This is a genomic window from Lysinibacillus sp. FSL K6-0232, assembly GCF_038008325.1.
Classification (GTDB): domain Bacteria; phylum Bacillota; class Bacilli; order Bacillales_A; family Planococcaceae; genus Lysinibacillus.
In genome coordinates this window covers 3,881,926-3,894,377 of sequence record NZ_JBBOYW010000001.1, presented here as the reverse complement: position 1 = coordinate 3,894,377, position 12,452 = coordinate 3,881,926, and the positions used below count along the sequence as shown (strand labels likewise).

Sequence of the window (12,452 nt, the reverse complement as noted above, 5' to 3'; positions counted from 1 at the left end):
AATACTAGTACGATCAATCTCAATAGTACCTTTTATATTTGTATCCTCAATCTCAAATTTTACTGTTTCTAGTGAAGGGGCAGTTTTTCCAGCGTAGTCAGTAAGCAGTAATAATTCTACTTCAAAATGACTATCTGGTTCGGCTTGAACAAAAGATACTTGAAAATATCTTTCCTTGCCTCAAGGAACACAAGCAGCTAAAAAAGGAGCATACCTAGAATTACTTTCTGCATATATAGTTTTTTCATAAAATCATCCTCATAATCACCAAAAATTTTAAATTACTTTATAATTTAAATGAAAATAATCGATAAAACTCCGTGATTCTTGATTTTTATTAGCTTCGTTTTCGCTTCCATTAAATCTACTACAAAGAATTGCTCTTTTACCATTTTTATTGTATAACTCTATCTTTTATGATGATATAATAAAAAGCGACTGTTTTTTGTTTGATAGAGCCTTTAAAATCATATAGACAATAAGCAGATTAGATAGAAAATAGACAACATGAAAGAGAATTTATTTTTAAATTAAATTATTAGAATATTTGTATTATTAAGTTTTCGGGATGGTTGTTATTGAATAATAGTGTAAATTCGTAGAAGGAGGAATTTTTCGCTAAGATATAAGGAATTCTTCTTAAACGATAAAATATGTGTTTCTTGTTATATAAAGTGGAGGGATTATAAATGTTGTCTATTTTAGGTTTTTGTATGATCGCAACTTTTCTGCTGTTAGTTTTAACTAAGCGGCTTTCAGTTGTAGTAGCTTTCGTTTTGGTTGCTGTCGTTTTTGCCTTAATTGGTGGGTTTAGCGCTGAGATGGGACAAATGATGATGGATGGAATTATAAAAGTAACACCTACAGCAGTAATGATTGTTTTTGCTATTTTATATTTCGGTTTGATGATTGATGTTGGTTTATTTGACCCTCTGATTGCCAAAATACTTAATTTCGTAAAAGGCGATCCGCTAAAGCTTGTTTTAGCTACTGCGGTTATGACAATATTAGTTGGTTTGGACGGAGATGGCTCTTCAACGTTTATGATTACAATTTCAGCATTGCTTCCGATTTACAAAAGACTAGGTTTAAATCGGCTTGTATTAGCGTGTGTTGTTTCATTAGCGGCTGGAATAATGAATATCATTCCCTGGGGAGGACCTCTAGTAAGAGCGGCAGCTAGTCTTCATGTAGAAATTTACGATTTATTTATTCCGATTATCCCAGTTATGATAGCTGGTCTTCTATGGACGCTTTTTGTCGCCTATATACTGGGTAAGAAGGAACGGGAAAGATTAGGGTTTATTCAATCGGAATCTTTTAGAGCTTTAGCAGAACAAGCTGCTACAGTTGAGGGCAGTAGACCAGCTTCGAAATTATTCTGGTTTAACTTGGTTTTGACAACTGCTCTTATGGTAATGTTAGTGATGGAAGTGTTACCAATTCAAATTTTGTTTGCGACAGCATTCGCTATTGCATTGCTTGTAAACTTCCCTAATCCAGTAGAACAACAAAAAATGATTTTAAGCCATGCAAATAACTTTGTGCTGATTAGTACATTAGTTTTCGCTGCAGGCATATTTACGGGTGTATTTAGTGGAACTGGTATGATGGATGCAATGGCTTCTACAATCGTTTTGGTTATTCCCGAATGGCTTGGCGCACATTTACCTTTAGTGGTGGCGCTAACGAGTATACCTCTTGGCTTCGTCTTTTCACCTGATGCCTATTACTTCGGAATTCTTCCGATTATTAGTGAAACAGCGACTAGCTTTGGAATTGATCCCGTTGAAATAGGGCGTGCGGCTCTGTTAGGTCATTCAACAGTTGGCTATCCATTGTCGCCCTTGGTTCCTGCTACATTTATTCTTATCGGATTAGTAGGAGTAGGGTTTGGAGAGCATCAAAAATACCTTTTAAAATGGGCGCTTGGAGCAAATATAGTAATGACCATTACAGCAGTCCTAATAGGCGCAATTTCGCTTTAAGTTAGTAGGTGATATATTTTCACTTAAAATTTCTGAATATATAGAATCGCTTGATAAAACTATCCTTTACAAAAATAATGAGTAAAGGATAGTTTTTATTGTGGGGGAAATAACAATAATAGTGTACTGCACTGCACTTTGTAGGACACTTAAGGTTAGCAATAACAAATTCAAACAGCTTTTAATCAAACTTATTTTAAAGCTATAATGCTTGTTGAAAATAGCTAGTTAAATTTTATAGGACATAAATGAAAAACAAAAAGAGTGCAACAACTAAGTCTATTAGGTATAGTTAAAGCTAAGACAAAATAAGGAAGGAAGATGGAAAATGGATGTAAAATACCCAATTGGTCAATTGCAAGTTCCTGAACATGTTAGGCTAGAAGACGTGCAGCAATGGTTAAAGCAAATCGCGACATATACAGAGCGTTTGCGTGCAACAGTGGATGGGATAAGTGATGCGGATTTAAACAAAACGTATCGTGAGGGTAGCTGGAATGTGCGCCAGCTTGTCCACCATATTGCCGACTCACAGCTCAATATGTATCAGCGCTTAAAGCTTGCATTAACGGATAATAATCCAACTGTGCCTGCCTTTGATGAGGAAAAATGGGCGATTCAGCCAGACACAAAGCTTCCTGTAGAAAGCTCGATTAAAATGCTAGAAGGTATAAATGAGCGTATTGTTGCTTTAGGGAATAGCTTAGTAGAGGAACAATTAAGCCGCACCTTCACACATCAGCAAGCAGGTGAAATTAAGGTAGCAGCAAAACTCGCAAAGCTTTCTTGGCACGAGGAGCACCACTTAGCACATATAAAAATCGCCTTAGCAAAATAATACATTTGATTATAATAAGCTTTATTGAAAATTATCTTTCTTCTATGAGGAGAGATAATTTTTTTTATGGAATAAAAAATTTATTTACCAGCACATGTAAACTTTCCATAGAGTTGTGCGTTGTATAGGCAGAAGGGAGGGGGACGTAGCGAAGCAATCGATGAATAAGTTTTTACAGCAGGCAGGAATCCTGTTATATCGTTATTTAAGAAAGCGGGGATTAGCCCATGAGGATGCAGAAGATATTGTTCAGGATACATGCTATAAATTTTTGTTACATAAGGATGGCATTCAATCAGATAAGGTCATGAGCTGGCTCTATCGCGTAGCCACCAATCAATTTTATGATATGAAAAGAAAAGAGCAGCGTCATCCAACAACGGAATTGGATGAGATGCAATTGACCGCATTGACGAATATCCCTGAAATTCAAGCGCTAAAAAATGAAAGAGTAAAGGATATAAGAAGCACACTTGAAACGTTGTCTATCTTACATCAGGAATTATTAGTCCTTAAATATGAGCTAGGCTTATCGTATAAAGAAATTTCAGCCTTAATGAGTAAAAATGAAAATACATTAAAAACGCATGTTAGACGTGCTAAGGAAGAATTTACAACACGCTTTCAGGAGGAGATAGATGATGAATAAGGAGCAGCCTGATTTTTTATTTGATGACAAGCAGACGAAAAAAATAATGAGAAGGGCAAAGCTTTGGTCAACGATAAAAATGACAGGTATAGCAATTATCGTTACGCCAATTGTTTTAGTAGTATTTTGGTATGGTCTTAGGTATTTATCATTAAATAGTGCTCAAAAGGTAATGGATGATATTCAATTATTTAACGCAATTAGTGCTCCAAATGTTCAAATTAGTAATCAGCTATATGATGATGATTTGCTTGGTGGGAGAATAACAACAACAACCTATAAGGTGCTTGGAGAGCAGCATCGACCATATATTTGGCAACCTCTTGAAAGTGATTACAATTTATTTGGCGCGCTTACACGAAATTATAGTTCAGACCCAATTCAATTCGAAGGCTCAGAATCATTAGCAGAAACTTCCCAATTGGAACGGTTTAATGAATATACGGGTGATCGAGAAATGTTCTTTTACCACCCTAAAATTTCATATGATGTTTATCAAGATAGTATAGGTGAGCTCAACCAATTGGAGGAAAATACTTTAGTTGAGTTAGCGATATCCTTTGATTCAGCATATGATTTTGATGAAATAAAAAGCAAGCTGCCATCAGGGGTACAGGCAGACTGGTGGTGGGTGGATGCCTTTACAAAAGATATAACGGCATTTTTGGAGAAAGATCAGAGTACAATTCAAGCTAATTCTCCATTTATTTACGGCTTTCAATCAGAGCAATCAAAGCCAATAACCCGACGCTCTGCAAGCAATGAGGTGGATAGTTTTATTCAGCATATTGAACTTCTTCATAAAAGTAAGAATTTTGAATGGGAAACGAATCAGGTTTATCAGGCTTTAGTAGGGAAGGATGGCAAATTGGAGAGCGATGATATAAAGGTTATTGGGGCTGTTGTATCTGGTACACCAGAGCAGCTCATGTTGTTAAAGGATCAGCCATATGTAAAAGCATCTACGTTTGGGGTAATATTTGATCGAAAATAGAAAATAGTGATCCTCCGCACAAAATGGGAGGGTCACTACTTTAAATGTTTTTAAGCTTTTTTCTTTAAGATTATATTTAAAAATTTGTAAAGCACAAATAATAGCCAAAATCCAAAAGCATAGCAAATTCCTAGTAATTGTATGGTCACCAATGTTATCAAATGAAATTGAGAAAATAAAAACCAGAAAACAATACCTATTAACAATAAAATTAGCCCATTTCCAAGTAAGTAATGATGAGAATGGAAAAAGAACATATCCTTGTTCAGTTGATTTCCTATAATTTCTTTTACTTTAAATTGACTAATTACCTTTTCCGTCGCACTTTTAGTATCTTCGCCGTTCACCACTTGATCATTTACATAATCCTCCATATAAGCTGCCAATTCTAATTTATCATCCGCATTAAGCTCCAACTCAGCGATAAATTTATGAATTGTAATTGCCTGTTTGTAAAGAGGATCGATGCGTAAATGATCAATATAGTTTAAAATTCCCCAGAAGCTTGCAATCATAATGGCTAATGCATATCCAACTAAATAGGCTATGTGGGATTGCTAGGGTTGATTGAAAGTATCCATAAAATATGAGAAACCAAAAATTAAGATGGATAAGATTAATATGCTCTTATACTTTAATTGATTAAAGGAAAAAATGTAAATGAACCCACTCCTTTATAAAAAACGTTTTACCATTTCCGAAACCTTTATCCAATCACGTTTTATCTCTTCTAACTGTTTACTCCCTAAGTCCGTTAAACGATAATATTTTCGTTTTCCTCCATGACTTTGAGTACCCCAATATGCTTCAATACAATTATTTTTTTCTAGCCGCTTTAATGACAGATAGAGGGAAGCTTCTTGAATTTCAAACATCCCCTCTGTTCGGTCTTTTATTTCTTTGGAAATTTCGTATCCATAATTATCTGCTAGAGCTAAGGTGGAAAGTATCAATAAATCAATTGTTCCCTTTAACATTTCTTTATTCACTATACATCATGCCTTTACATTCATTTATTCTTAATCTTACATAAATCTTTTCTTTACAAAAGTAGCATTTAGGAATTAGTAAAAAAGAAATTCAGATGAATGTTTTGTAGGAGCTTATATTGAGCTTTAGCCTTCCCTTTCCGAGATATTCGTTTGGTCATTAGCCGCTTTTTTAACCCTTTTTGTTAGATGATCGTATAGATTGACTATACTTAGCACGACCCTTGAACGAGTAATAAAAGAAGATAAGCTACATGCAATGGCAATACCGATAAAAGCTGCTGTTAACACATCGATTGGATAGTGGACACCTCCCCAAATATGTGAAAGACCAACAACTGATGCTGCTATTAAATAAAAAATACGCTTAGTTGATTTACTGTTTAAGAATAGTGTTGTACAAATAGAGTGTTTAGCAAAGAGCATTTATTTGAACGAATATGGGGATTGGATTCAATGGGAGATGTAACAACCGTTACTGTACATATTCGAAAGCTAAGAGAAAAGATAGAGGAAAACCCATCCAATCCAAAGTTTATTGAAACTGTATGGGGCGTAGGCTATCGCTTTATAAAAATATAAGAAACTCCGAACTATCTTGTGAAGCCCGATAGCTCGGAGTTTTTATTGGCAAACTATGCCTCTTTCAATAAACGGATTGAACGATATAAAGTTATAATAGATAAAATTGTAATAAGTATACCTAAAATAGGATGCAATGCGCCTAAATAGGGATAGTGAAATCCGAGATTGGCGCTTGCATACATTGTAATAATAGAAATAAATAATCCTAAAATAACCAAATAATCATTCTTTTTAGCACTACCCATAAAAGCACCAATCATCATGATTACTGCTATATTAAGACCAAATAAGTGAACAAGCATTTTATGATTAGCCCAGAATTGACCTCCTCCGAAAATAGCCATACCTGCTAGAAAAAATTGTGTTAGTATACAGATGAAAAAAATAGCTGCAAACATACTATAAAGCCAGCGCCCTGTTTTTAGCATTCAATGATCCTCCGTTTCATATTGAAGTTAAGGATACAATTGAAAAATAAACAATTTATTAGATAATTATTAAATATTCCTTAAATGCTTTTAGGGCAGCAATGGTTTATGACCAATTATTTCTCAAAACAACCTTTCCTAATGCTTCACCTGACTCTAAGTATCTATGAGCTTCTGCAACTTCATCAAACGTAAAAATTGTTGAATCTACGAGTGGGCGTAGCTTTCCTTCCTCCACTACATTTGTGATTCGTTGTAAAATTTCCCCGTAATCCTTATGCATATCTGGATTTAAGATTTTTAACAGCATAAAGGTAACATGAAGCGAAAGCCCTTTTGAATGAACGGGAGAAAGGTCGTGTGTGGAACGAGCCGCAATAGCAGCTACTGTTCCATGCACTGCTGCTGCTTCAAAAGAGCGGTCTAAGTTTTCACCACCTACAGTATCAAATACCACGTCAAAGCCTTTTCCATCTGTATATTTTTGTACATAGTCTTGGACGCTTTCTTCTCGGTAATTAATAGCTACATCAGCACCAAGGTCCATAGCAATCTCTAATTTTTTCTTGCTAGAGGCAGTTGTGTAAACATTGGCTCCTACCCATTTTGCTAATTGAATGGCTACGTGCCCCACACCGCCTGTAGCCCCATGAATTAATATATTTTGGTCAGATGTAAGACGTGCGCGATTAAATAATGCTTCCCAAGCAGTAATGGATACTAATGGTAAAGCAGCGGCCTCCTCCATCGTCAAGTTTTTCGGTTTATGAGCAAGTAAATCAGCGTCGGCTAGCATAAACTCTGCAAGTGCCCCACCAAACGTTCCTTTAAATCCACCTGCACAACCGTATACCTCATCCCCAATGGTAAACTTAGTAACGCCTTCTCCTATTGCACATACAATACCAGCGACATCTCCATGTAAAACTGCTGGAAATTCTGGAGCGACTGCTGGCACAACACCAGCACGTACTTTCGTATCAATAGGATTTACACTTGAAGCCTTTACTTCGAGAAGTACATGTCCAGGTTTTAGACTAGGTTTAGAAATATCCTCTAATTGAAAGACGGATGGCTTACCGAAAGATTGAATAATTTGTGATTTCATATTGGTCACTCCTTAAGTTATAGTATCCTCACTCTGGATTATATAATAGTAGTAGCGGTGCGAGAGTGCTTCTGCTGCACAGAAAACTTGAAATTTGTTATATCCTCCCTCCTCTAATACAAGGTAATGGATGTTGAAAATAACTAAATATTTATCTCGATTAGGCAAATAACGCATATTCTAATACATATTAGAATGTGGAAATAAATAGATAGAAAAATATAAATATTTAGTCTTTAATGTTAATATTACGGTATATAAAATAAAATTAATAGTACGCACATTTTTGTTGAATAGTATTAATTTTGGAATATGGTATATAATTTGATACTTAAAAGATTGGAGTGTTACTGTGAAGGAATTTCAAACTGAAAAATGCCCTGATAAAACAGCTTGTCCCGTTGCTATTCCTGTAGATGTGATAGGTGGTAAATGGAAAGGAATCATACTATATAATTTGATTGCTGGACCTAAACGTTTTAATGAGTTAGGAAGACTGATGCCTTATACAACAAAGCGTATGTTAACACTGCAACTTCGTGAATTAGAACGTGATGGTATTGTAAATCGTGAAATATATCGGCAAATTCCGCCAAAAGTCGAATACTCTCTTACAGCCTTTGGAGAAACATTAAAACCAATTATTTACCTGATGCGTGATTGGGGAGATACATACGGAAATGAGGTTTTAATGAAACGAAAAGCCTCAGAAAATTTATAGTATTAGCTGAACAATGTTAATTCTTTGAGAGAAGAGATATTATAGCTGGTACGCTGAAGAATATTAAAATGAGAGGTGCTACAGCATCTCTTTTTTTATGAAAGAGCATTTACCAGCCTCAACTTATATCAATCATTTATCTGCTATAATTATGAATTATTTTCATAATTATTTTTTTAATATTCATTTGATTTATAGTTGGTGTGCCTACTATAATAAGTGCAATCATGATTTTAGTAATAATCAATATTATAAGAAATAGAAGGTGAATGCTTTGGTATTAAACGAAGTTATTAGTCGTCGACAAACAAATTGTGTTAAGTGGGATACTCTAGATGCAGTATACAATGTACAAAGTACGGATGATATGCTAGCCATGTGGATTGCTGATATGGATTTTGCTGCACCACCTATTATTCAACAGGCTGTAGCAGAACGTCTTACGCATCCGATTTTTGGTTATTCTACGGTGTCCTCTAAAACCATTACAGCTATTCAAAATTGGTATCAGCAGCACCATCATTGGGCAATCCCAGAACAGCAAATGCTATTTCAACCGGGTGTGATTCCAATTATTGCAAATGTTATTGAATGTTTCACAAATGTAGGGGATACGATTGTTGTGACGCCTCCTGTCTATCCGCCGTTCTTTCAAATTACAAAGCAAAAAAAGCGACATGTAGAATTTTGCCATCTGCAGGAACAAAATGGCTCCTATCAACTAGACTTAGCACGCCTTGAAGAAGCCTTCCAACATAGTAAGCTATTTATTTTATGTAATCCTCATAATCCTGGGGGGATTGTTTGGTCACGCTCAACGCTGGAACAAATTGTTAAGTTAGCTATTCAATATGATGTCGTTATTTTATCTGATGAAATTCACTGCGATTTGGTCATTAATCCAACTTTAAAGCATACCCCAATATTAACTGTTAAGGATGCTGAAAAAGCAATGGTTTTTGCTGCCATTGCACCTACAAAAACATTTAATATTGCTGGTATTCAAGCTGCCATGCTGATTTCCTCTACAGTAGAGAATCATTGCCAAATTGCTGAGCATGCAATGAGCAATGGTATCCATGGCTTAAATGTTTTTGCTGATGCTGTAGTTGCTGCTGTTTATCAAGATGGACAACCTTGGTTAGAGGAAGTTTTAAGCTATATTTCTGAAAATATGGACTATGCTGTTGATGAATTATCAAAAATTCCTGGTATTCGCGTCACTAAATCTGATGCTACTTATTTATTGTGGATTGATTATCGTCCATTAGGTATTGATGAGCAGCAAATGATGGAAAAACTTTTAGCAGCGGGACTAGCCTTAGATCCAGGCTCAAAGTATGGCCCACAAGGAGAGGGCTTTGTGCGTATGAATATTGCTACACCTCGTGCAATTATAGAACAGGCTGTACAGCGTTTCTCTTACGCCCTAGCACAAATATAGATTTTAAAAAAATTAAAATAAAGCGTGGCAATCAATAAAAACAATATTGATTGTCACGCTTTTTATATGCGTATATCTCTGATTATTTGACATATTAATTTTGAAATTTAATAAAAATTGTTTGACAATTATTAAAAATTAGATTTTAATAATTTTATAAATAATTTTAAAAAAATTAAAAAGGGGTTTGGAAATATGACAAATATTTATGGTAATACACCTTGTATGTTAGGTGCTGCCAATCTTTCAAAAACAAAAGATTACTCACAGGTAGATGCAATTATTTATGGTATTCCATGGGAGGGTGCTGTAACTTGGGGCGATTATACAGGGTGTGAACTAGGGCCAAAAGTGATGCGCCTATGCTCAGGACGCTATTCTGGCTATCTACCAGAACTAAATGATATAGATGTTTTTGAACATGTTCGTTTAGGAGATGTAGGGGATATTGATATAGTTCCTGCGGATGTAGATGAAACAATGAACCGTATTACAAACTTTGCTTCAGAGCTTTGGGATTCAGAGAAATTTATTATTGGTTTAGGTGGAGATCACGGTGTTACATATCCGATTGTTCGTGGACTTACTCAAAAGGGCAAAAAAGTCGGTATTGTTCATCTAGATGCACATTATGATAATCTTCCTTCACACAATGGTGATCAATTTGCTCGTTGCAGTCCATTTGCACGCTTATATGAAGAAGAAAATGTGCGTAATGAAAGCATTATTCATACAGGTATTCATGGTCCACGTAACAAGCCTGAAAGCGGAAAAAATGCTAAAAATGCTGGTGCAGTGACAATTACAGTCAATGATATTCGCGAACATCATGATATTCGTCAGCTTGCAAAAGATATTTATGCACAAGCTTCGAAAGATGTTGATGTTGTGTACTTAAGCATTTGTAGTGATGTATTAGATTTTGCTTTTAATCCAGGTGGTCCAGTGGATGGAAATGGCTTAACATCTTATGAGCTATTGACACTTGTCTATGAATTAACAAAACAAGGCATTGTTGGTATGGACTTTGTTGAAATTTATCCTCAACAAGACCCTACTCAATTATCGGCACACTTTGCTTCAACACTTTTACTCTATGCTTTAGCCGGCGATATCGTTTACAAGCAAAGCCAAGATGAAACAGCTGCACACGCCACAGCTCACGCCTAAGTGGTTAGCTCAAGCATATGAGTGGGAAACAAAGCAAGTCGAGGGTTATCTTCCTTCGCATTTACCGATATTAGAGCACTTGCCTTCTCAATATTTTGAAGTTTCTATTGCTTTTTCAGAGCAGGATATTTTCAGCAATCGACAATATCCACAATATTTTACGATTCAAAGCATTTCAAAGTTTTTCTCACTGTTTTATGTCTTAAAACAATGCGGTGTAAATAAGGTGAGGCAAAAAGTAGGGATTACAGCCTCATCTATTGCTTATAATACAAAATCTGCTACAGCATTTTATGTGAATGGTGCAATTTTAAATCCCTTTATTAATGCGGGTGCATTAACGATTACTTCTATGATTGATGGTCATTCAATAATTGAAAAAGTTCGAAATATCCAATTATTTATAGCTCAGCAATTTAATGTTGTCACAACAATTGATGAGAATGTCTTATCCTATGAGAGGCAGCATAGCGAGCGAAACAAAGAAATTTTACACACACTAAACAAACTGGATTTACTAGAAGATGCGATTGAAAATACACTAGAAACCTATCTAACCTTATGCTCATTACAAATGTCAACACAGGATTTGGCGAAAATTGGTTATAAATTTCAGCAGTTGATTACTCATGATGCTATAGCTCGATATGCACATAGAGCATTATTAGCAAGTGGTTTGTATGGTGAGTCACCCCTAGCAGTGAACAATCAACAAATCGCTGCGAAAAGTGGAATCTCTGGAAGTATATTTTCTTACAAGTTATCTTCTTGTAACCAATATCCAACTTTCGATAAGATAGGTATAGGTATTTACAGTCCATTACTAAACAATGAAGGAAATAGCGTAAAAGGTATTCACTTCCTAAAACAGCTATTTTCTCAAATCTAAAAAAAGAGGGATATTTATGAATTCAACCATCAATCCTATTTTTCTCCCATATTTGCGTATGGCTGATGCGATTTACGCTATATTTGATGAAAGTTGTGAAGTCGTTGTCCATGATTTTTCGAATATGGAAAAGTCATTAATTTATATAAAGGGTAATTTGACAGGTCGTAAATTAGGTGCTCCAATTACAGATTTTGTTTTACAGCAATTAAAAAAAGACCCTACTAATTTAGAAGATGTTTTAGGCACTTATTCAACAACAAAAGACGGTGTAAAAATTAAATCTTCTATTGTATATATTAAAGATTATAGTGGGAAAGTTGTCGGCTTATTTGGTATCAACTACAACATTACGCAGTTTGCTCATATGCATCAATTATTAACAAATATTTTAATGCCATTTGATATTAAGTCACAAATTAATGAAAGTTATGCGACGTCAATTACAGAAATGTTTGATCAAATTATTCAAACAACATTAATAGAGCTGAATTTAACCTTACCAATATCAGCAAAGATTGATAAAGTTGCTTTTGTACAGAACCTAGATAAGAAGGGGATATTTTTAGTTCAAGGTTCTACAGATAAAGTTGCTGATATTTTAAATGTTACAAAACAGACCATCTATAATTATTTAGAAAGTGAATAA

At 35.0% G+C, this 12,452-nt stretch carries 14 protein-coding genes and 1 pseudogene; 10 read left to right on the top strand and 5 right to left on the bottom strand.

Annotated features, from left to right (window positions below):
* Positions 1-689: 689 nt before the first annotated feature.
* From MHB42_RS19165 to MHB42_RS19150, 4 genes are all read left to right on the top strand, one after another.
* Entirely contained in the window at positions 690-1,988 is a 1,299-nt protein-coding gene (locus MHB42_RS19165; protein WP_340808170.1) for a CitMHS family transporter, read from the top strand.
* Positions 1,989-2,316: 328 nt separating this feature from the next.
* Positions 2,317-2,826, top strand: a complete 510-nt coding sequence (locus MHB42_RS19160) for a YfiT family bacillithiol transferase (RefSeq protein ID WP_340808169.1) — start codon at positions 2,317-2,319, stop codon at positions 2,824-2,826.
* A gap of 160 nt (positions 2,827-2,986) precedes the next feature.
* Positions 2,987-3,475 (top strand): RNA polymerase sigma factor, encoded by a 489-nt coding sequence (locus MHB42_RS19155; RefSeq protein WP_340808168.1) that lies wholly within the window; start codon positions 2,987-2,989, stop codon positions 3,473-3,475.
* Positions 3,465-4,469, top strand: a complete 1,005-nt coding sequence (locus MHB42_RS19150; protein ID WP_340808167.1) for an anti sigma factor C-terminal domain-containing protein — start codon at positions 3,465-3,467, stop codon at positions 4,467-4,469. Before MHB42_RS19155 ends, MHB42_RS19150 begins: the two co-directional genes overlap by 11 nt.
* A 50-nt stretch (positions 4,470-4,519) precedes the next feature.
* Here the strand turns inward: MHB42_RS19150 and MHB42_RS19145 are convergent, their stop codons facing one another.
* From MHB42_RS19145 to MHB42_RS19135, 3 genes are all read right to left on the bottom strand, one after another.
* Positions 4,520-4,984 carry a hypothetical protein gene (locus tag MHB42_RS19145; RefSeq protein ID WP_340808165.1) on the bottom strand — a complete coding sequence of 155 codons (465 nt, stop codon included), beginning with the start codon at positions 4,982-4,984 and terminating at the stop codon, positions 4,520-4,522.
* Between the two features lie 159 nt (positions 4,985-5,143).
* Entirely contained in the window at positions 5,144-5,458 is a 315-nt protein-coding gene (locus tag MHB42_RS19140) for a PadR family transcriptional regulator (protein ID WP_340808163.1), read from the bottom strand.
* Between the two features lie 126 nt (positions 5,459-5,584).
* On the bottom strand, positions 5,585-5,884 hold the full coding sequence (locus MHB42_RS19135) for a phosphatase PAP2 family protein (RefSeq protein WP_340808162.1): 300 nt from the start codon (positions 5,882-5,884) through the stop codon (positions 5,585-5,587).
* On the opposite strand from MHB42_RS19135, the pseudogene MHB42_RS19130 reads away from it, so the two are divergent.
* Positions 5,861-6,040: pseudogene (locus MHB42_RS19130) on the top strand (winged helix-turn-helix domain-containing protein); the annotation flags it as partial. The gene MHB42_RS19135 and the pseudogene MHB42_RS19130 overlap by 24 nt on opposite strands.
* 53 nt (positions 6,041-6,093) lie before the next feature.
* On the opposite strand, the gene MHB42_RS19125 reads toward MHB42_RS19130, so the two are convergent.
* Positions 6,094-6,471, bottom strand: a complete 378-nt coding sequence (locus MHB42_RS19125; protein WP_340808161.1) for a DUF6220 domain-containing protein — start codon at positions 6,469-6,471, stop codon at positions 6,094-6,096.
* A 106-nt stretch (positions 6,472-6,577) separates the two neighbouring features.
* Positions 6,578-7,579 (bottom strand): zinc-dependent alcohol dehydrogenase family protein, encoded by a 1,002-nt coding sequence (locus MHB42_RS19120; RefSeq protein WP_340808159.1) that lies wholly within the window; start codon positions 7,577-7,579, stop codon positions 6,578-6,580.
* Positions 7,580-7,931: 352 nt separating this feature from the next.
* On the opposite strand from MHB42_RS19120, the gene MHB42_RS19115 reads away from it, so the two are divergent.
* The 5 genes from MHB42_RS19115 (at position 7,932) to MHB42_RS19095 (ending at position 12,452) form a co-directional block, all read left to right on the top strand.
* Positions 7,932-8,300: a winged helix-turn-helix transcriptional regulator gene (locus tag MHB42_RS19115; protein ID WP_340808158.1), complete on the top strand. Its 369-nt coding sequence runs from the start codon at positions 7,932-7,934 to the stop codon at positions 8,298-8,300.
* 274 nt (positions 8,301-8,574) lie between these two features.
* Entirely contained in the window at positions 8,575-9,744 is a 1,170-nt protein-coding gene (locus MHB42_RS19110) for a MalY/PatB family protein (RefSeq protein ID WP_340808157.1), read from the top strand.
* A 195-nt stretch (positions 9,745-9,939) separates the two neighbouring features.
* The gene (locus tag MHB42_RS19105) at positions 9,940-10,914 is read left to right on the top strand and encodes an agmatinase family protein (protein ID WP_340808155.1); all 975 of its coding nucleotides are present in this window, start codon (positions 9,940-9,942) and stop codon (positions 10,912-10,914) included.
* Positions 10,880-11,803 (top strand): glutaminase, encoded by a 924-nt coding sequence (locus MHB42_RS19100; protein ID WP_340808154.1) that lies wholly within the window; start codon positions 10,880-10,882, stop codon positions 11,801-11,803. Before MHB42_RS19105 ends, MHB42_RS19100 begins: the two co-directional genes overlap by 35 nt.
* 16 nt (positions 11,804-11,819) lie before the next feature.
* Entirely contained in the window at positions 11,820-12,452 is a 633-nt protein-coding gene (locus tag MHB42_RS19095; protein WP_340808152.1) for a helix-turn-helix transcriptional regulator, read from the top strand.